The organism is Pseudidiomarina terrestris (assembly GCF_030466405.1).
In the GTDB taxonomy this organism is placed as follows: domain Bacteria; phylum Pseudomonadota; class Gammaproteobacteria; order Enterobacterales; family Alteromonadaceae; genus Pseudidiomarina; species Pseudidiomarina terrestris.
The window spans coordinates 227,824-246,169 of the sequence record NZ_JAGGJF010000002.1 but is presented as its reverse complement, the minus strand read 5'-3'; the positions used below and the strand labels follow the sequence as shown (position 1 = coordinate 246,169).

Annotated in this window: 22 protein-coding genes and 1 other annotated feature; of the genes, 8 read left to right on the top strand and 14 right to left on the bottom strand. The window is 51.9% G+C overall.

What is annotated here, in order from left to right; all coding sequences use genetic code 11:
• Positions 1-8: 8 nt before the first annotated feature.
• The 6 genes from J6J34_RS05475 to J6J34_RS05450 all read right to left on the bottom strand — a co-directional run bounded on the left by J6J34_RS05475 (position 9) and on the right by J6J34_RS05450 (position 4,482).
• On the bottom strand, positions 9-404 hold the full coding sequence (locus tag J6J34_RS05475; RefSeq protein WP_301898618.1) for a hypothetical protein: 396 nt from the start codon (positions 402-404) through the stop codon (positions 9-11).
• 48 nt (positions 405-452) lie between these two features.
• Entirely contained in the window at positions 453-911 is a 459-nt protein-coding gene (locus J6J34_RS05470) for a hypothetical protein (RefSeq protein ID WP_301773843.1), read from the bottom strand.
• Between the two features lie 5 nt (positions 912-916).
• The gene (locus J6J34_RS05465) at positions 917-1,699 is read right to left on the bottom strand and encodes an RHS repeat-associated core domain-containing protein (protein ID WP_301773842.1); all 783 of its coding nucleotides are present in this window, start codon (positions 1,697-1,699) and stop codon (positions 917-919) included.
• Between the two features lie 229 nt (positions 1,700-1,928).
• On the bottom strand, positions 1,929-2,387 hold the full coding sequence (locus J6J34_RS05460) for a hypothetical protein (RefSeq protein WP_301835782.1): 459 nt from the start codon (positions 2,385-2,387) through the stop codon (positions 1,929-1,931).
• A 310-nt stretch (positions 2,388-2,697) separates the two neighbouring features.
• The gene (gpt, locus tag J6J34_RS05455) at positions 2,698-3,183 is read right to left on the bottom strand and encodes a xanthine phosphoribosyltransferase (RefSeq protein WP_301720101.1); all 486 of its coding nucleotides are present in this window, start codon (positions 3,181-3,183) and stop codon (positions 2,698-2,700) included.
• Between the two features lie 6 nt (positions 3,184-3,189).
• Complete coding sequence (locus tag J6J34_RS05450) at positions 3,190-4,482, bottom strand: NCS2 family permease (protein WP_301720796.1); 1,293 nt, start codon at positions 4,480-4,482, stop codon at positions 3,190-3,192.
• 172 nt (positions 4,483-4,654) lie between these two features.
• Here J6J34_RS05450 and J6J34_RS05445 point away from each other — a divergent pair, with 172 nt between their 5' ends.
• A complete protein-coding gene (locus tag J6J34_RS05445) occupies positions 4,655-4,975 on the top strand; it encodes a 2Fe-2S iron-sulfur cluster-binding protein (protein WP_301773838.1) in 321 nt (106 codons plus the stop codon).
• On the opposite strand, the gene J6J34_RS05440 is transcribed toward J6J34_RS05445, so the two are convergent.
• The 7 genes from J6J34_RS05440 to J6J34_RS05410 are packed head-to-tail and all read right to left on the bottom strand — an operon-like array spanning position 4,972 to position 9,940.
• The gene (locus J6J34_RS05440; protein ID WP_301898617.1) at positions 4,972-6,102 is read right to left on the bottom strand and encodes an ATP-NAD kinase family protein; all 1,131 of its coding nucleotides are present in this window, start codon (positions 6,100-6,102) and stop codon (positions 4,972-4,974) included. The two genes, J6J34_RS05445 and J6J34_RS05440, sit on opposite strands and share 4 nt — an antisense overlap.
• Positions 6,099-6,641 (bottom strand): elongation factor P hydroxylase, encoded by a 543-nt coding sequence (locus tag J6J34_RS05435; RefSeq protein WP_301720097.1) that lies wholly within the window; start codon positions 6,639-6,641, stop codon positions 6,099-6,101. Before J6J34_RS05435 ends, J6J34_RS05440 begins: the two co-directional genes overlap by 4 nt.
• A 3-nt stretch (positions 6,642-6,644) precedes the next feature.
• The gene (aroC, locus tag J6J34_RS05430) at positions 6,645-7,730 is read right to left on the bottom strand and encodes a chorismate synthase (RefSeq protein WP_301773836.1); all 1,086 of its coding nucleotides are present in this window, start codon (positions 7,728-7,730) and stop codon (positions 6,645-6,647) included.
• A gap of 8 nt (positions 7,731-7,738) precedes the next feature.
• On the bottom strand, positions 7,739-8,653 hold the full coding sequence (gene prmB / locus J6J34_RS05425) for a 50S ribosomal protein L3 N(5)-glutamine methyltransferase (RefSeq protein WP_301898616.1): 915 nt from the start codon (positions 8,651-8,653) through the stop codon (positions 7,739-7,741).
• A 14-nt stretch (positions 8,654-8,667) separates the two neighbouring features.
• Positions 8,668-9,177 carry a phosphohistidine phosphatase SixA gene (gene sixA / locus J6J34_RS05420; RefSeq protein ID WP_301898615.1) on the bottom strand — a complete coding sequence of 170 codons (510 nt, stop codon included), beginning with the start codon at positions 9,175-9,177 and terminating at the stop codon, positions 8,668-8,670.
• Entirely contained in the window at positions 9,161-9,502 is a 342-nt protein-coding gene (locus J6J34_RS05415; RefSeq protein ID WP_301720093.1) for an RnfH family protein, read from the bottom strand. Before J6J34_RS05415 ends, sixA begins: the two co-directional genes overlap by 17 nt.
• A complete protein-coding gene (locus J6J34_RS05410) occupies positions 9,503-9,940 on the bottom strand; it encodes a type II toxin-antitoxin system RatA family toxin (protein ID WP_301720795.1) in 438 nt (145 codons plus the stop codon).
• A gap of 123 nt (positions 9,941-10,063) precedes the next feature.
• Here J6J34_RS05410 and smpB point away from each other — a divergent pair, with 123 nt between their 5' ends.
• The 7 genes from smpB to trpA all read left to right on the top strand — a co-directional run bounded on the left by smpB (position 10,064) and on the right by trpA (position 17,471).
• Positions 10,064-10,543 carry an SsrA-binding protein SmpB gene (gene smpB, locus J6J34_RS05405; protein ID WP_301720092.1) on the top strand — a complete coding sequence of 160 codons (480 nt, stop codon included), beginning with the start codon at positions 10,064-10,066 and terminating at the stop codon, positions 10,541-10,543.
• 144 nt (positions 10,544-10,687) lie between these two features.
• Positions 10,688-10,784: a sequence feature (Trp leader region), on the top strand.
• 43 nt (positions 10,785-10,827) lie between these two features.
• Positions 10,828-12,456, top strand: a complete 1,629-nt coding sequence (locus J6J34_RS05400; protein ID WP_301773833.1) for an anthranilate synthase component 1 — start codon at positions 10,828-10,830, stop codon at positions 12,454-12,456.
• Entirely contained in the window at positions 12,453-13,064 is a 612-nt protein-coding gene (locus tag J6J34_RS05395; RefSeq protein WP_301720090.1) for an aminodeoxychorismate/anthranilate synthase component II, read from the top strand. Before J6J34_RS05400 ends, J6J34_RS05395 begins: the two co-directional genes overlap by 4 nt.
• Positions 13,064-14,068 carry an anthranilate phosphoribosyltransferase gene (gene trpD / locus J6J34_RS05390; RefSeq protein ID WP_301773832.1) on the top strand — a complete coding sequence of 335 codons (1,005 nt, stop codon included), beginning with the start codon at positions 13,064-13,066 and terminating at the stop codon, positions 14,066-14,068. The genes J6J34_RS05395 and trpD overlap by 1 nt, the downstream gene beginning before the upstream one ends.
• Positions 14,061-15,449: a bifunctional indole-3-glycerol-phosphate synthase TrpC/phosphoribosylanthranilate isomerase TrpF gene (trpCF, locus tag J6J34_RS05385; protein WP_301720087.1), complete on the top strand. Its 1,389-nt coding sequence runs from the start codon at positions 14,061-14,063 to the stop codon at positions 15,447-15,449. Before trpD ends, trpCF begins: the two co-directional genes overlap by 8 nt.
• Complete coding sequence (gene trpB, locus J6J34_RS05380; RefSeq protein ID WP_301773829.1) at positions 15,442-16,638, top strand: tryptophan synthase subunit beta; 1,197 nt, start codon at positions 15,442-15,444, stop codon at positions 16,636-16,638. Before trpCF ends, trpB begins: the two co-directional genes overlap by 8 nt.
• Positions 16,635-17,471 carry a tryptophan synthase subunit alpha gene (trpA, locus tag J6J34_RS05375; RefSeq protein ID WP_301773828.1) on the top strand — a complete coding sequence of 279 codons (837 nt, stop codon included), beginning with the start codon at positions 16,635-16,637 and terminating at the stop codon, positions 17,469-17,471. The genes trpB and trpA overlap by 4 nt, the downstream gene beginning before the upstream one ends.
• On the opposite strand, the gene J6J34_RS05370 is transcribed toward trpA, so the two are convergent.
• Positions 17,398-18,324 carry a TIGR01777 family oxidoreductase gene (locus tag J6J34_RS05370; protein WP_301720084.1) on the bottom strand — a complete coding sequence of 309 codons (927 nt, stop codon included), beginning with the start codon at positions 18,322-18,324 and terminating at the stop codon, positions 17,398-17,400. The two genes, trpA and J6J34_RS05370, sit on opposite strands and share 74 nt — an antisense overlap.
• Positions 18,325-18,346: the final 22 nt, after the last annotated feature.

The window sequence follows — 18,346 nt, the reverse complement described above, 5'->3', positions numbered from 1 at the left end:
GTTTAATTCTACGAATAACTGCTCCGATTTTTCGGGGGGATTACACTTTCGCCATTGTGTACTGTGCGCGTTAAGCGACCTGTGGCATCGTAGCTAAGCGCTACCGTATCGTCAGGGCCGTTCGCTGCCACCAGGCGATTATGGGCATCGTAAACATAGCTCCACCCATCCAAGCCAGCAAGATTGCCCGCACTGGTGTAGTTCACGTATTCCGGCAGGCCATCGACCGTAACTTGCGTATACTGGTTGAGGTTATTCACGCTGTAAAATTCAGTGCTTAGCGTCGGCACCTGAATTTGATAATCCGCGTTGCTGACCGTTTTGCTCTGCAACTGACTGGCCGGATTATAGCTGTAACTGCTGTCGTTGAATCCCTGGTGGTCGAAATCAAGCACCCGGCCCATGTCGTCGTAGCTGACACAGAATGTTGAACACCCTCCTTTGGATTAAAACTATTGAATTACAACATTACAGAGCTTCCCAAGGTCTACATCAAACTCAGGATTGTCAGTAATTGTAAAATAAATACTAAGGTTACCTTTTGCCCATGAAAGATAAGGGAGGTTTGAATTAGTATTGTTCAGAAGGAACTTACAGCCATCTTTGTTAATGGCCTTCAAATCACTTGAAAATATATTTTCAAGCTCATCTATTTCGCCTAATGAACCGCTTTGCAAATACAAGCTAGCTAGTTCATTGTTTTGAACATATCCCAAGCCAATGTTTCCTGAATCTGTTGGACCGATAATGAATGCAGAACTACTGACAGTATATTCAATATTATTTAGCAAGAACGCATCACCATTTATTAACTGGTAGTAAATGCGTACGGCATAGCTGTTAAAAAATATGAGTACCAAGGCAACAGGCCAGATAATAAAATTAATTAAAACAAGTTTTTTCTTACTCATTGCTGTTATCTGCCCTCTTCCTGTTCTGGGTGCTCTGGCGGTTCCTGTTCTTCCTGCTCATCACCGCCCGTAATCCAGTTCCATATTGCTCCCAATCCATTTACAGCATTTTCCTCAGTGCTACTCGGTATACTACCTCCACATGTAGTACCGACTATACAACCAGCTTCAGCAGTTGCAGCAGCGTCCTCCAATGTATCTCTTCTGCGCTCTGCTAGCTCTCTCTCTGAAGAAGCAATTCCACCGCAATCTCGTCCTCCTGACCTTACACAATTTATATATGCTTCTTGGCGGAGTCTGTCAGCTTCCATTTCTCTTAACTTTGAATTTTTCAAATCTTCCGTTTTTTCGCCAAATTTGTATACACCATAACCTGCCGCAGCCACTCCAATACATGCCAAGGCAGTCCAAGGGGTAAAGCAAACAGGGTTTTCGCCATTCGGATCTGTATACTTGTATGGATTGTTATTTGCGTAGGCATAACGATTGAACCCTTGAATGTTTCCTTGATTCAAATGCCCCACTGAACCAACCGGGTCATTCGAATAAAACCGCCCAATGTTGGCAGCGTAGTAGCGCTGCTGCACATACACGAGGCCGAGGTCGTCGTCTTCGACGTGTCCGGTGTAGCCGGGTGCATCGCTTTGCGTGCTATCGCCGTAGCGCGCCACCATTTCACGACCTAAGTAATAGTAGTCAGTGTAATCGCCATTGGCATAGGTGCCAAGCAGTTGGCCCTCCTGGCTGTAATAGCTGTAGGTGGTGCTGACTGATACGGTCTTTGCCACGCGGCGGCCGTGAGCGTCGTAGGTCGTTCCACTGACACTGTGGCAACTGAGCATCCATTTCGAAGATCGACTGGATGATCGCATAGACCTACGAAAACTTGGCTGACACAGAATATTGAACACTCTTATTAATACCGGTGACGTGGAGTTGTAATCACTCCTTTTTAAAGCAAAGGCTGAAACAATATCAGAAAAACAACCAAAACCTTGAAAATTAGTCTGCTGAAGATTAATCTAATTCCTGATAATCCGACAAAGCGAATTCTGGTTTCTTGGTATCATTAAATAAATCAGATAAAAAAACTAAGGTATAAGGAGCAGCTCCTACAAAGATACTATGTTTCTTCCCAAAGAGCTGGAAAGTAAAGCCACAGATACCCTTGTTACCAAAAGTTGGATGAATGTGAAACACAAAGCGTTTTGGATTTAAATGAGATTTCACAGGTATCTCAATCACATCATTATCCACTCCATCCGCACCCTTCGACACCACAAGACGTCCTTCCTCCCGTCTATCATCCAAATCTAACATATCGTTAGCCAACGTTATCATTTCCCCTGATGACATTGAGAACACTATGCTGTCTATTTGTTGAACCGGGTCTAAGTAAATACGGAGCGACTCGAGCTTTCCATTCAGCACTGACACTAGCTCTTCTTCTATTTCTCTGTTGACATCAGCGTTCATCACGGGTTCTCTTTTTTGGGGTAGTGTAATGTCTTGACGTCTCCCCCTGAAATAACACCACATTTTCAATGAGATTTCATTTTTTATGATAGGCCCCTATTTTTAGAACCACTCGCAGAATGAATTGAGGCGTTCAATTTTCAATGGATGCCACAAACTGCAAGGGTGGCAGGTTATTCAAAACCCGGTGAGATCGACTCTTGTTGTAGTCATCCCGTCAAGCTGAAATTCGTAAAGGTCATACAAAAAAGCCCGCAACAGCGGGCGTTAAATCTCTTAATTAGTGACAGATAATCAATGGGCTATTTAATTAACTTTCCTGCCCGGCCAGCGGCTCGACGTAGTGAAGGTGCATGTCCCACGGGAAGTGAATCCAGGTTTCCTGCTCGAGATCGGCGACATAATCATCGACTAAGTCCATACCAGCTGGCTTCGCATAGACGGTAATGAATTTGGCTTTGGGTAAGCGTTGACGCAAAAATTTCAGTGTATTGCCGGTATCGACCAGGTCATCGATGACCAAGAAGCCTTCGCCGTCTTCGGTGCAACTGACGTCTTTTAACAGGGTCACGCTATCGCGCTGGCTGTCATGATCGTACGAGCTCACACAAACGCTTTCGACCACCCGCAGATTTAATTCCCGCGCGACGATTGCCGCAGGTACCAAGCCACCGCGACTGACTGCGATGACACCCTGCCATTGCTCGGCTGGCAATTGTCGACGCGCGAGCTCTTTAGTCGCGCGATGCAGTTCTTCCCAAGATACGAAAAATTCGCGATTTTCATGCCATCCCATGATGAATTACCCCAACCAGATAAATTTTGCGATGAATAAAGCAGCCAGTATAGCGACGCTCCAGTTAAGATCGTGGTAACGCCCGCCCAGGGCTTTCACCACCACATAACTAATAAAGCCTAACGCGATACCGTCAGCAATTGAATACGTCAAAGGTGTCATTAACAATACCACCGCAACAGGTGCGGCCTCGGTGACATCGTCCCAGTCTACCGAGCGTAACGTAAATAACATTAACACCGATACATAAATAATTGCGCCAGCCGTAGCGTAGGCTGGCACCATGCCCGCCAGCGGGGCAAAAAAGATAGCTAATATGAACAACACGCCGACAATAACGGCGGTCAGTCCTGTTTTACCACCGGAGGCGACACCTGATGCTGACTCAATATAACTCGTAGTCGTTGAGGTACCCAGCATAGAACCTGCAACAGAGGCAGTGCTATCCGCCATCAACGCTTTCTCTAAGCGGGGTAGATTTCCCTTCGCATCAGTCATCCCCGCCCGCTGCGCGACAGCCATCAGGGTGCCCGAGGTATCGAACAAGTCAACGAATAAAAACGCGAAAATAACGCTTAGCATCGCTACATCAAAGGCCCCGGCAATATCAAGTTGCATAAAGGTCGGCGCCAGACTCGGCGGCATTGCGACAATCCCCTGATAGGTAACATCGCCCAACAGCCAACCCAACAGGGTGATAAACAAAATACTGATCAGTGCTGCGCCCTGAACTTTGCGGGCAACTAAGCCGATGATTAAGAAAAATCCTAGGCCAGCCAATAGCACCGGAATTTGATGTAGGTCACCTAAAGTCACCAGAGTGGCATCATGCCCGACAATGATATTGGCGTTTTGCAGACCGATGAGCGCCAGAAAGGCGCCAATGCCCGCGGCTATTGCAAGCCGCAGCGTCACCGGAATTGAATTGATGATCCAGGCGCGGATCTTTAGTGCCGACAACACGAAAAACAGAATACCTGAAAAGAACACGGCCCCTAATGCCGCCTGCCACTCATAGCCCATGCCAAGCACAACACTGTAAGTGAAAAACGCATTCAAGCCCATTCCAGGCGCAAGTGCAACCGGGTAGTTCGCCCATAACCCCATGATCAAACAACCCATTGCTGCTGCCAGACAGGTAGCGACAAAAACCGCGCCATAATCCATGCCCGCCTGACTGAGAATCGATGGGTTGACGAAAATGATGTAGGCCATGGTCAGGAAAGTGGTGATACCGCCGATCACCTCAGCTTTTACCGAACTTCCCTGCGCTTTTATTTGAAAAAGTTTTTCTAACACTGCCTGCATTCGCGTTCCGACTCCCGGTTCATAGCTGCTAAGTTGCAGTTAAAAAATCGCACCATTTTACCTGAATTCGCGCGCAATTGCCTAACCTACCTATGCTAGAATATCTGATTAAACGAGATTCATTTCGACCGCTCTGCACGAGCTGTAATTAAGGAGTTAAAGGATGCCGAAAGCGATTTTTATCGATAAAGATGGTGGTCAGTATGAGGCCGACATACCCGTAGGACAAAGCCTTATGGAAGGTGCTGTCGATAATATGATTGACGGTATTCTTGGTGAATGTGGTGGCGTGATGTCATGTGCCACCTGCCACTGTTATGTAGCAAAAGAGTGGGAAGATAAACTTCCGCCGGCCTCCGAGCGTGAAGAAGATATGCTCGATATGGCAATTGAGCCGCAGGACAACAGCCGCTTAAGTTGTCAGATTGAAATGACTGACGAGCTTGATGGTATTACCGTTTACTTACCGCGCTCGCAATTTTAGGGCGCGGCAATTTGCATAAAGACTTCATCATGATAACCGGTGGTCACACGGATCACGCCAGCTAAAGCATCATCAACCTGATGATCGCCGGTATCTACCAACAAGGGTCTGCCGTCCAATTGCTGCAGTTTACGCTTACTGGCAACGACCCGAATCGCTTCTTTACCCAAATGAGCTAGTAACTTAGCGCTTAACTGCTGGTTACCACGTCCGAACAAGTGCCCTTGCCCGCCAATGACGGTGACCACGATAACGGCCGGTTGCTGCTCTGTAATAACCCATTGCTCCAATTGCCGTGCCGTGACGTCCTGCGCCAGTAACTCACCATTTTTTACGACATCTACGCCGAGCAAGGTATTGGGCAACTGCAAGTCTTCCATGATGGCGGCTACAGTCGAGCCTGAGCCCATAATGTACAGCACATCGTCTTCCATACTTTCAATGAAATCAGCGGCAATATCAGCAAGCACCAGTTCATCACTTTCCCTGCCGCCCATTTTTACCGCCTGCACATAACGCAGCTCGGCCGGCACCAATAGTTCGCCAAAACGCTTCGCCCGCACTGTACCCTGGCGAAATGCGGTTTCATCAATATCCATGACATCGGCGTGAGTCACTGTGGTTAATTCACCACGGACCATTTGCGCCATGACTTTGCCAGCTGCACGTGGGCTCACCGCATAAACGCCCGAGTGAATTTTAACCCCGGCAGGAATGCCTAACACCGGCTGCTCTGCCGGACATATCCCATGGATATCACGGGCTGTACCGTCACCGCCGGCAAACACCAGCAGGTCAACTTTGGCGTCCTCAATCAGCCGTCGCGCCAGCTCCTTGCTATCCGTCGCGGTAGAGGGATCTGCGCCCTGATAAATAACCTCGCACTGCAGTCCGGCAAGCTGGCAACTCTGTTCACCTAACAGGCCGGCCCCGGTTGAAATCTTAATCTGTGCGGCAACGTCCAGAAGCTGCTCAAGCGCCTGTGCCGCCCGCTGCGGAGCTTTCGCTTCAGCACCGAGTTGCTGCGCTAATGCAGCGGTATCAGCACCGTCACTGCCCTTTAAGGCCACGCTGCCACCCAGACCCGCCAATGGATTAACGACTAAGCCAATATGAAACCTGTTCATGCAACACCTTGATAGTTGAGCAACTGCCGGGCGCTTGGCCAGGGTTGTTGATAGGTTTGGGCCAACGCCCGGGCGAAACGCTCTGCACGAGGCGGCAGCCCGTCAGTCAGATAGGTCACCAGCTGTTGCTGCACAGCAGCGGTGAAAGCCTGGCGATCCACTGCTGCACCGTTTAAGTTATCGACACTCACCTGAAAAGGCACGCCAGCGCACAATGAGAACAGCCATTCCAGCGCCTGAGGCTTACGCTCGACCTGCTCAAACTGAGCTTGTTGAGCGGCGTCACGGCCATCAGGCTCGTACCAGTAACCGTAATCTTCAAGCTGGCGGCGCGCCGCACCGGCAATACACCAGTGGGCAATCTCATGCAGCGCCGAGGCGAAGAAGCCGTGCGCGAAAACAATCTCGTGGTCAGCGTCGGGAGTGCTAGCGGCGCGATACAAAGGTTCATCGTCACCGGCCACCAGGCGCGTCCGATAATCTGCATAAAAACAGTCGTCAAATAGTTTGATGAGTGTCTGATAATCCGCGTGCGACATGAGTTATTTCTGTGGATCTGGATTCTGTCCGCGCTGTCTTAGCCAGTGATCGACGATCACCAAAGCGGCCATAGCTTCAACAATGGGCACACCACGAATACCAACACAAGGGTCATGCCGCCCGCGAGTGACGACCGTCTGTTGCTGGCCGAAGCGATCAATGGTCTGGCCGGGCTTGGTAATGCTCGAGGTCGGTTTAAAGGCGACTTCTGCAATCACCGTCTGACCACTACTGATGCCCCCCAGCACGCCACCGGCATGATTACTGAGGAAGCCATCAGTGGCACTGATTTCATCGCGATGTTCGCTACCTAACTGTGCGGCAACAGCAAAGCCATCACCAATGCTGACTGCTTTCACTGCGTTGATGCTCATCAGCGCTTTGGCTAAATCAGCATCAAAACGATCAAAAACTGGCTCGCCAAGACCTACCGGTACCCCTGTGACTTCCAGACGTACCCGCGCCCCCACCGAGTCACCTTGCTTAAGCAGATCGCGCAGGTACTCGCCAGCTTTTTCAGCCATCCCAGCATCGGGGCAGAATAACGGATTTTCCCGCACCTGTTGCCAGTCAAAGGAAGCTTGATCCGGTGCCGTCTGATGAGGACCTATTTGCACCACCCCAGCGTTAAAGGCGACGCCAAACTGCTGGGCCAGAAGTTTTTTGGCAATGGCTCCAGCGGCAACCCGCATTGCGGTTTCCCGTGCTGAGGAACGACCGCCACCGCGGTAGTCACGCACGCCGTACTTGTGATGGTACGTGTAATCCGCATGCCCTGGGCGAAACAGGTCTTTAATTTCTGAATAGTCTTTACTGCGCTGATCAGTATTTTCAATCAGTAAACCTATGGGCGTGCCGGTGGTGACACCTTCAAACACCCCCGACAGGATCTTCACCTCGTCAGCTTCGCGCCGCGCTGTGGTATAACGATTCTGGCCCGGTTTACGGCGATCAAGCTCATGCTGTAAATCCGCTTCACTCAGCTCTAACCCTGCCGGGCAGCCATCGACAATGGCACCAATAGCAGGACCATGGCTTTCGCCAAAAGTGGTCACCCGAAAGAGCTCTCCAAAACTATTGCCCGGCATAGTGGTTCCTAAAATTTGCTTTGGTGTTCAAGCAGTTCATGTCGTGTCAGTAAGAATACCCCATCACCGCCACGTTCGAAAGAAAGCCAGGTAAAGGGCACGTCCGGATAGAGCTCGGCCAGGTGCACCATGGAATTCCCCACTTCACAGATAAGAATGCCCTGCTCGGTTAAATGGTCCGGCGCTTCGCGCAGAATAGTGCGCACCAAATCAAGACCATCGTCGCCTGCTGCCAGACCCAATTCAGGTTCATGGTGAAACTCCGCCGGCAGGTCAGCCATGTCTTCGGCATCGACATAAGGCGGATTCGTCACAATTAAATCGTAGCGCTGTCCTTTCACTGCACCATACAGATCCGATTGCATCGGAAAGACGCGATGCTCAAGCTGATGAAAGGCAATATTTTCTTCGGCAACGGCCAGCGCATCGGTAGAAATATCGAGCGCATCCACTTCAGCTTCCGGAAATGCATAAGCACAGGCAATGGCGATACAGCCGCTGCCGGTACACAAATCAAGAATATGCTGCGGCGCTTCGGTTAGCCATGGCTGAAACTCTTGCTCAATAAGTTCAGCGATGGGTGAGCGTGGCACCAGTACCCGCTCGTCGACTTTAAACGGCAGACCCGCAAACCAGGCTTCACCGGTTAAATAAGCGGCAGGCTTGCGCTCTTTAATACGCTGTTGCAGCAAATCAACAAATTGCTTTTGCTCGCCCGAGGTCATTTTCGCGCCGCGAAACTCGTTGACCTGAGTAAGATCCAGATGCAACACATGGGCAAGCAGAACCAAGGTTTCACTGGTCGCGTTATCGGTGCCATGACCGAAAAACACTTCGGCTTGCTGGAGCGAGCTGACGCCCCAGCGCCAGTAGTCTTCTACGGTGCTTAGCTCTTGCAAAGGTTCTTGTAAGGGGGATTCCACATCAAACTCCACGATTAATCGGGCTCAGCCACTGCCATCCGGATAAATTTGCCGCGCCACTGGTCAGGTTCCAGAACAAATTCAGCGACACCGGCCGTCGGAAATAAAATAGGTTCCATGGTTTTATCCAGCTCCGCAACTAAATAGCTGACAAACGGCATATGCGACACGATTGCGACATGCTTAATTTTGGATCCCCGATGCTGCAGTTCGGCAAAGAGCCAGTCACAGACTTGCTGCGCCTGGCCATCGGGAGTAATCGCGTCGTTCACTTGCTCACTATGCGCAGGGATATGCCGCTGTAGGATCGAAGCCGTCTGCCGGGCGCGTATATAGGGACTGACGATCAGCCAGTCGAGGGCGTCCGCGCCCTGCTCCGCCAGATACTGCGCTAACCAACGCCCACTGATGACAACTTCCTGCTCTCCGTATGCGCTCAAAGGACGAATGGCGTCCCCCTGCAACGCTTGTGCGAGCAGTGCTTCGCCATGGCGAATAATATAGAGCTTAACTGCTTTGCTCACGCCGCCGACCTCCCGTGACCTTGTCTGCGCGACCGTCATCTTTGGCGCGCTCAGCGCGTTGACGCCGAATCGCTTTAGGATCGGCAATAAGTGGCCGGTAAATCTCGATCCGATCACCGTCACGCGGTTGCTGATCAAGTTTTACTGCTTTACTCCAGATACCTACTTTCTGCTGCTCAAGATCAATTTCAGGGAAGTAGCGGGTAATCTTGGACTGCTCAATGCACTCCGCCACGGTCGTACCTTTAGTGACCCGAATAGGAATAATTTGTTGCCGTTCTGGCGTCGCGTAGGCAACCTCAATTTGAATATGCTCTAAGGTCATCTACTCGCTTCCATAAACTTGCTCTGCGCGCTTCACAAAAGCATCGACCATGCGACTTTGCAATTCATTGAAAATGTTACCGAAGGCGAAGCCCAGTAAGCGGTTCGCAAATTCGAACTCTAACTTGAGAATAATTTTACAGGCATGATCGTTCAATGGCTCAAAATACCAGCCACCGCGTAAATAGCGGAATGGGCCATCCACCAGTTCCATCCCAATCCGTCCGGGCGGCTCCAGATGGTTACGGGTGGTAAATGATTTGCCGACGCCAGCTTTGCTGATATCCAGACGCGCAACCTTGCTTGTGCCCTCTTGCTCAACGACTTGCGCAGAGCGACAGCCTGGCACAAACTCCGGGTAACTTTCGATATCGTTCACTAATGCAAACATCTGCGCATCGCTATACGGTACTAACGCGCTTCGCTCAATGCTTGGCATAATGGGTTCCTTGGCCGTTAAAAATGCTGGCATGATAGCGCACTTTGACGCTTGAATCACCCATTCTGAAGATTGCCAGATAAACAAATTTTCTTTTTAAATCGGATGCGTATAATAGCCGCCATGAGTAAAACAAAAGCACACAACAATTCAGGAACCATCGCGCTTAACAAGAAAGCGCGACATGAGTATTTTCTCGAAGATAAGTTCGAGGCAGGTATCGCTTTGCAAGGCTGGGAGGTGAAAAGCATCCGCGCCGGTAAAGTCAATATCGCTGATACTTATGTGATCATCCGTGACGGCGAAGCCTACCTGCTTGGCGCCCAGATCCAGCCCATGTTATCGGCATCCTCCCACGTGGTGTGTGATGCTGAGCGCACGCGCAAACTGTTACTGAAACAGCGTGAATTAGACAAGCTGATCGGCGCCAGTGAACGTGAGGGGTATTCGATCGTTGCCACAGCCATGTATTGGAAACGCCACCTGGTAAAGCTGGAAATTTACCTGGCGAAAGGCAAGAAGTCTCATGACAAACGCGACACGATCAAAGAACGCGACTGGCAGCGACAGAAGTCGCGCATCATGAAACACAGCACACGTTAACGACAGCTCAGGAAAAAGCTGTTGACAGCGTCATTCGGCATCGGTTAATTTAACCACTTGCGACTTATACAACTTCTCTTTTTGAGATGTTTTAAATATTTAATGAGATTAGTGATGATAAAAAATTACGTACAAAAATCAGCACAGTGGTGGTGGCATTTCCCGAGATAGCGGGCGATGCATCTGTGCGTATTTTACACGTAATTTGATGGAAACCCGCGAACTCAGCGGGTTTTTTTATGCCCGCTATCGTAGCAAATCAACGCGAACAACAACGATAACTGATGAAGGGCAAGCACGTGCAATTTGAAGAACAACCCGGCTATTATCATTCCTTACATATGCGGTTGCCTTATACAGGCGACACCCAACGACTGTACCAACGTTTGTGCGGTGACGTTCCCAATACCCTGCTGCTTGACTCTGCGGAGATTCAGTCACGTAAGCATCTGAAAAGCTTGATTATGGTTAAGGCCTCGTTACAGTTCACCTGTTACGGTAGTCAGGTCAGCATTCGCGCGCTCACAGCCAATGGCGCACAACTGCTACCCTACCTGCAACAAAAACTCGATGACGTTGCTGAAATCAACGCCGATGGCGACCAGCTGATCTGCGACTTTCGGACCGCCAGCACCGCTCTGAGTGAACTAGACGAAGCGCAGCGATTGCGGCATCGCAGTACTGAGCAGCCGTTGCGTATTGTGCAACAGCAGCTTCGCGCGCTGGCCGGAAGTGCAGATCATGATTTCTCAGTGTTTATCGGTGGCGTGTTTGGCTACGACTACATCGCCAGTATGGAGCAACTTCCTGATGTTCCCGAGGGCGATAACATCTGCCCGGATTACCAGTTCTATCTTGCAGAAAGCCTGTTGGTGGTTGACCATCAGCAGCAAACCACTGAGTTACTGGCGACCTTACTAAGCGGTCCTGACTCTGCCAGTTACTATGGCACCCTAGCCCAGCAACTTGGTGAGATCATCGCCCATTGCCAGTTACCGGTAACCGCAGCTGCTGCTGAGACGCCAGCGCCGCAGCAAGCTGTCCATCCGGAAGTGGTCGCTACCCCTAGTCGTGACGTTTATGCTACCTGGGTCAATGAGCTGCAGGAACATATTGCCGATGGCGATATCTTTCAGGTGGTGCCGTCCCGCCAGTTCGCTTTGGCGTGCCCGGATAGTCTGGCCGCGTACGCCCAACTGAAAGCCGCCAACCCCTCACCTTATATGTTTTACTTACAAACCGAGGAATTTGTGTTGTTCGGTGCCTCGCCTGAATCAGCGCTGAAGTATACCGCCGCCAGCAATCAAGTTGAGCTGTATCCGATTGCTGGTACCCGCCCGCGCGGCAAACATGCCGACGGTCGCATTAATCCAGATCTGGACAGCCGGCTTGAACTCGAGCTGCGCTGCGACCAGAAGGAACTTGCTGAGCACCTGATGCTGGTTGATCTTGCCCGTAACGATTTGGCGCGTATCGCCGTTCCCGGAAGCCGCTATGTTGCAGACTTACTGCATGTTGATCGCTATTCACACGTGATGCACTTAGTGTCCCGCGTGGTCGCCCAACTGGCCGACGATCTCGACGCACTGCATGCGTACCGGGCCTGCATGAATATGGGCACCTTGGTTGGCGCTCCAAAAGTTTCTGCTGCGCGCCTGATCCGACAGTACGAACAGCAGCGGCGTGGCAGTTACGGTGGCGCCGTAGGCTATCTGTCCGGGCGCGGCGATATGGACACCTGTATTGTGATTCGCTCAGCGCTGGTGCGTGATGGTCAGGCCTTTGTGCAAGCCGGAGCTGGGGTTGTCGCTGACTCTTCAGCTGCAGCAGAAGTCGCCGAAACAGAAGACAAGGCGCAAGCCGTTATCGGGGCAATACAAGCCACCTACGCAACCCAGGAGCAGCAAGCATGACACCGGCCCGTATTATCTTAATCGATAACATCGACTCCTTTAGTTACAACCTGGTCGATGAGCTGCGCCAGCTTGGCTATCCGCTGCTGGTGTACCGCAATACCGTTGCCTTAAGCACTCTGAAAGAAACACTGGAGAACTACGCTGGCCCGCAGGTGATATGCCTCTCGCCCGGACCTGGCCATCCCCAGCGGGCGGGCAACCTCATGCAGGTGATTGACTATGCCAAGGGCCGCTACCCTATGCTCGGCATCTGCCTCGGCTTTCAGGCCCTGCTGGAAGCCAACGGGGCCAAAGTCCGTCGCTGCGGTGAAACCGTGCATGGCAAGAGCAGCGCCATCAGCTGTGCTGAGCACCCTGTTTTTGCAGACTTACCGCGCCAGTTACCCGTCGCTCGCTACCACAGCCTGGCGGGTTATGAGTTACCCGCAGACATCGAGGTATTGGCAGATTATCAAAGCGACCGCGAGCGTATACCTATGGCCGCCTATTTCAATCAGCATCGCGCGATTGGATTCCAGTTTCATCCTGAATCAATTCTCACGGGGCGCGGTACGCAACTACTGGCCCAGACCATTGAATTCCTATTCCGTACGGAGCAGCAGTAATGGACGCTATCAAACAACTTCTATCCGGCAACAGTTTATCCATGGCCGCCAGCGAACGCTTGTTCGATCACCTGGTCAAGGGCGAACTCAACGAAATACAGATCACCGCCCTGCTTATTAGTATGAAAATGCGTGGCGAGGAACCTGCAGAAATGGCGGGTGCTGCTCTGGCATTGCGCCGTGCTGCAAAGCCTTTCAAACGGCCCGATCGGCTGGTAGTCGACAGTTGCGGTACCGGTGGCGATGGCAGTAATACCATCAATATCTCGACCACTGCGGCGTTGATTGCGGCAAGTATGGGACTGACCGTAGCGAAGCACGGTAATCGCAGTGTATCGTCGCGCTCTGGCTCGGCTGATGTGCTGGAAAGCCTCGGTTTGTCGGTGACCCAAGACCCGGAAGTTGCTGCACAGCAGCTTGATGCATTTAATTTTTGCTTCCTGTTTGCGCCTCACTATCACCCTGGCATTCGCTATGCCATGCCGGTACGGCAAACTCTGAAAACCCGTACGCTGTTTAATTTGTTAGGTCCGTTGGTCAATCCTGCGCGTCCTGACGTACAACAATTAGGAGTTTACGATCCAGCATGGTGCCGCCCACTGGCGGAAACGCTAAAATTACTGGGTTGTAAACGCGCTATGGTGGTCCACGGCTCAGGACTGGACGAAATTGCTTTACATGGTCCAACCCAGGTGGTCGAATTGCGCGATGGTGAACTGCACGACTATGAATTGCAGCCCAAAGATTTTGGTGTTCAGCAATCCCCCGTCAGCGCTTTACGCGGCGGCGACGCCGATTTCAATGCGGTCGCCTTACAACGGATACTTGAAGGTAAGGCACCCGATGCGCACGCCAATGCGGTCGCCATCAGCACTGCCGGCTTACTTTATCTCGCCGGCAAGTATGATGACCTGCAGCAGGCAACCAGCGCGGTACTCGAACATCTGGCCAGTGGCCAGGCCATGACACACTTGCAGCAGTTACAGGAGTTTAATCGTGGCTGATACGATTTTACAAAGCATCGTCAACACCCGGCGTCAGCGCCTGGTGGAGCTTGCCCGCGAGTATCCGGTCGATGCCTTGAAGCAGGACTTGAAGCTCAGTCAACGCAGTCTGGCGAAAGCCCTGGCGACACCCGCCAGCAGTTTTATTCTGGAGTGCAAAAAAGCGTCCCCGTCCAAAGGCATGATCCGTGATGACTTTCATCCGGTGCGCATTGCGCAAACCTACAGCCGTTATGCGGCGGCGATTTCAGTACTCACTGAGCCCGATTACTTCCAGGGGGATTTTGCCTATTTAGCTGCGGTCAGCAGCGCCGTTGACTTACCTATTCTGTGCAAAGACTTCATTGTTGATCCGTTGCAGGTCCTGTTAGCCCGTCACTTTGGTGCTGACGCCATTCTGCTTATGCTGTCTATTCTCTCCGATGAAGACTACCGGGAGCTGGCCCAGCTGGCGGCAGATTACAATCTGGATGTGCTCACTGAAGTCAGTACCGAAGAAGAGATGTTACGCGCCAAAGCCCTTGGCGCGAACATCATCGGCATTAATAACCGCAACCTGCACGATCTAAGTATTGATCCTAAACGTAGTCAGGAACTTAGTAAGCTGGCACCTGCTGGTGTATTGCTGGTTGCTGAGTCCGGCTACAGCGAACATCAGCATGTGCGCGAAACTGCGCCTTTCGTCGATGGCTTTCTGGTGGGCAGCGCGCTCACTGCGCAAGCCAACATTGATCAAGCTTGCCGGGAACTGATTTATGGTAAACACAAAGTCTGTGGCCTGAATCAGGTAAGCGATGCGCATGTGGTGCGCGCTGCAGGAGCAGCTTATGGCGGCTTGATTTTTGTGCAACATTCACCCCGCGCTGTGACCGCGGCGCAAGCCCGGCAGTTGGTCACAGCAGAGCCGGATCTAAGCTGGGTTGGCGTGTTTGCCGATCATCCGCTGGCCGAGGTAGTTAAGATTGCCAGCGAACTTAGTCTGGCCGCAGTGCAGTTACACGGTCATGAGGATGCAGACTATATAGCCCAGCTCAAGCAGGCGCTGCCCAGCGGCACAGAAGTATGGCAAGTACACCGCGTTGAAGCACCGCTGCTGCTGCCGCAAACGGACGCAGACGCTATACTACTCGACAATCTGCAGGGCGGCAGCGGCAAAACCTTTGCCTGGGAACTGCTGCAAGACTTAACTCCGGCAGAGCGCGAGCATTGTATTCTTGCTGGTGGCCTCGGCCGCCACAACCTAAGTGAAGCCCAACAGACCGGGCTGCAACGATTTGATTTTAATTCAGCTGTAGAGCGCACCAAAGGTGTTAAAGACGCCGGTAAGATTGTGCAACTCTTTCAACAAATTCGTCAGTATGGGAAACAAGATCATGAGTAATTACCCAGCGTATTTTGGAGAATTTGGTGGCCAGTTTGTGCCAGAAATTCTGTTACCCGCGTTAGACCAACTTGAACAGGCCTTTGTCGATGCTCAGCAGGACCCTGAGTTTCAGAAAGAATTTAAAGATTTGCTCAAGAACTATCTGGGCCGGCCGACGCCCTTATCCTTATGCCGTAACTTGCCGGTCGACAGTCCCAATGGCACAAAAATTTACCTGAAACGGGAAGATCTGCTGCATGGCGGCGCCCACAAAACCAATCAGGTGCTGGGTCAGGCGTTGCTTGCCAAGCGTATGGGTAAACACCGTATTATTGCGGAAACCGGCGCCGGTCAACATGGCACAGCGACGGCATTAGCCTGTGCCCTGCTTGATCTTGAGTGCATTATTTATATGGGCAAAAAAGACGTCGAACGGCAACAGCCGAATGTGTTTCGCATGGAGCTGATGGGAGCCAAAGTGGTGGCTGTTGATACCGGCAGCGGCACACTCAAAGATGCCGTCAACGAGGCCCTGCGCGACTGGACTGCGAGTTATCACGATACCCATTACTTACTCGGCACAGCAGCGGGTCCGCACCCGTTCCCGACCATTGTACGAGAGTTCCACCGCATGATCGGTGCCGAAGCCAAAGCCCAGATCGTGGAGCGCGCCGGGCGTCTTCCTGACGAGGTCATCGCCTGTGTTGGTGGCGGCTCAAATGCCATTGGTATGTTCGCAGAGTTTATTGACGAAGAAGGGGTTGAACTGGTCGGGGTCGAGCCCGCCGGTAAAGGTCTCACCACAACCCAGCATGGCGCCACGCTCAGCGCCGGCCACCCGGGAATTTTGCACGGTTGTAAGTCGTTTCTGATGCAAACTGACGAAGGTCAGATTGAAGAAAGCTATTCAGTTTCGGCAGGACTTGATTACCCTGGAGTCGGTCCGCAGCACGCGTATTTGCAGAGTATCGGTCGCGCTCGCTACGAGTCGGTAACCGACGATGAAGCTCTGGAGGCATTCAAAATTCTTGCTGAGAAAGAAGGCATCATCCCGGCACTGGAATCGGCCCATGCGCTGGCCTACGCCCTGAAGCGTGCGGCACAAGCCGATGCTCCTGAAATTTTGTTGATCAATTTATCCGGCCGGGGCGATAAAGATATCGACCATGTGCGTCGTATTTTTCAACAACAGGAGGACGCCAAATGAGCCGCTATCAAGCCATGTTTGAACGACTTGACGCCGCCGATGAAGGCGCCTTTGTGCCCTTCGTAACGCTGGGCGATCCCAATCCTGAACAATGCCTTGAGGTTATCGACGCTTTAATCGCGGGTGGCGCGGACGCACTGGAACTTGGTTTTCCCTTCTCTGATCCCGTCGCCGACGGTCCGACGATTCAAAAAGCGGCCATTCGTGCTTTGCAGGCGGGCACCAGAATCACTGACTGCTTTGCGATCCTCAGCAAAGTGCGTGAGCGCCACCCTGAAATACCTATGGGTCTGTTGGTGTACGCCAACCTTGTTGCCAGTGCCGGCTTAGATAAATTCTATCAGCGCTGCGCTGATGCGGGGGTCGATTCAGTGTTGATTGCTGATGTGCCGGAGCGTGAAAGCACACCCTTTATTGAAGCGGCAAAAGCGCATGGTATTGCACCCATCTTTATCGCTCCGCCTGATGCCACCAGCGAACGTCTACAGAGCATTGCCGCGCGCAGCGAGGGCTACGTGTACCTGTTGAGTCGCGCTGGCGTGACCGGCACTGAGAGCACGATGCAAAAGCCTGCAACCGCCGTCATTCAATCCCTGAAAGACGCCCAGAGTGCGCCCCCGCTACTGGGCTTTGGTATCGCTCGACCGGAGCACGTCGAGGCCGCATTAGCTGCTGGTGCAGCCGGTGCGATTAGCGGCTCAGCGGTGGTCAACATCATTGCGAACCACCATGACGATCGGCAACGTCTCAGCGACGAGCTTACGAGTTTTGTGAAGACGATGAAGAAGGCAACAGGCAATCGCGCAGCGCTTCTTCAGCAGAACCAAACTTAAATTCAAAGCCCGCTTTCTGCAACCGTGCCGGCATTACCCGCTGGCCGGTGAGCAGCATCTGCGACATCTCGCCTAAGAGCAACTTTAACACCCAGGCCGGGACCCGCATGAAGTGGGACTTGCGTAAGACTTTCGCAATAGTCTCGCTGAACTCGGCCTGCGGTAAAGGTTGTGGTGCTGTGGCGTTGTAAACGCCCTGGCAATCGTCGTTTTCGAGCAGAAATATAATCGCCCGCGCGATATCGTGCAGATGAATCCAGGAAAAATACTGTTTGCCGTCGCCAAGTGGCCCGCCGAGGCCAAGTAAATAAGGCGGTAACATCTTCTGCAGGGCACTGTCATCAGAGGCCAGCACCACCCCGGTGCGGATCACGCAAACGCGGGTTTGCTCTGATTGTGCGGCAAGCGCCAAGTCTTCCCACTTCGCACAGAGTTTGTGAGCAAAATCATCCGGCAGATTAACGCTTTTATCTTCCGTCATGATTTTGTCACCCTGGGCACCGTAATAGCCAATGGCAGAACCACTAATCATGACTTTCGGTGGATTGTCACAGGCCTGAATACGTTTTCGTAGCTCATCGGTAACATCCCAGCGGCTGTCCTGCAGGCGTTCTTTCTGCTTCGCGGTCCAGCGTTTATCGGCAATCCCCTCGCCCTGCAAATTAATGATTCCGTGAAAGTCGCCCAACTGATTGATCTCAGCAAGTCCATCATAAGCCTGCACGCCTTCGCCAAACCGCTCCATGGCCTGTTTAGGTTCGCGACTTAAAATGGTGATCTCGTACTTATCGCGCAATCGTCTGATTAGCTCAGAGCCAATCAAACCTGTTCCTCCGGTGATCAATAATTTCATTATTCGACTCCTCGTTGTAGCT

Excerpts from the sequence above, each read along its gene's own strand:
- J6J34_RS05475 (WP_301898618.1), bottom strand. The coding sequence starts at position 404 with ATGGGCCGGGTGCTTGATTTCGACCACCAGGGATTCAACGACAGCAGT.
- J6J34_RS05470 (WP_301773843.1), bottom strand. The coding sequence starts at position 911 with ATGAGTAAGAAAAAACTTGTTTTAATTAATTTTATTATCTGGCCTGTT.
- J6J34_RS05460 (WP_301835782.1), bottom strand. The coding sequence starts at position 2,387 with ATGAACGCTGATGTCAACAGAGAAATAGAAGAAGAGCTAGTGTCAGTG.
- gpt (WP_301720101.1), bottom strand. The coding sequence starts at position 3,183 with ATGGGATGGCATGAAAATCGCGAATTTTTCGTATCTTGGGAAGAACTG.
- J6J34_RS05445 (WP_301773838.1), top strand. The coding sequence starts at position 4,655 with ATGCCGAAAGCGATTTTTATCGATAAAGATGGTGGTCAGTATGAGGCC.
- J6J34_RS05440 (WP_301898617.1), bottom strand. The coding sequence starts at position 6,102 with ATGAACAGGTTTCATATTGGCTTAGTCGTTAATCCATTGGCGGGTCTG.
- J6J34_RS05435 (WP_301720097.1), bottom strand. The coding sequence starts at position 6,641 with ATGTCGCACGCGGATTATCAGACACTCATCAAACTATTTGACGACTGT.
- aroC (WP_301773836.1), bottom strand. The coding sequence starts at position 7,730 with ATGCCGGGCAATAGTTTTGGAGAGCTCTTTCGGGTGACCACTTTTGGC.
- J6J34_RS05415 (WP_301720093.1), bottom strand. The coding sequence starts at position 9,502 with ATGACCTTAGAGCATATTCAAATTGAGGTTGCCTACGCGACGCCAGAA.
- J6J34_RS05410 (WP_301720795.1), bottom strand. The coding sequence starts at position 9,940 with ATGCCAAGCATTGAGCGAAGCGCGTTAGTACCGTATAGCGATGCGCAG.
- smpB (WP_301720092.1), top strand. The coding sequence starts at position 10,064 with ATGAGTAAAACAAAAGCACACAACAATTCAGGAACCATCGCGCTTAAC.
- J6J34_RS05400 (WP_301773833.1), top strand. The coding sequence starts at position 10,828 with ATGAAGGGCAAGCACGTGCAATTTGAAGAACAACCCGGCTATTATCAT.
- J6J34_RS05395 (WP_301720090.1), top strand. The coding sequence starts at position 12,453 with ATGACACCGGCCCGTATTATCTTAATCGATAACATCGACTCCTTTAGT.
- trpD (WP_301773832.1), top strand. The coding sequence starts at position 13,064 with ATGGACGCTATCAAACAACTTCTATCCGGCAACAGTTTATCCATGGCC.
- trpB (WP_301773829.1), top strand. The coding sequence starts at position 15,442 with ATGAGTAATTACCCAGCGTATTTTGGAGAATTTGGTGGCCAGTTTGTG.
- trpA (WP_301773828.1), top strand. The coding sequence starts at position 16,635 with ATGAGCCGCTATCAAGCCATGTTTGAACGACTTGACGCCGCCGATGAA.
- J6J34_RS05370 (WP_301720084.1), bottom strand. The coding sequence starts at position 18,324 with ATGAAATTATTGATCACCGGAGGAACAGGTTTGATTGGCTCTGAGCTA.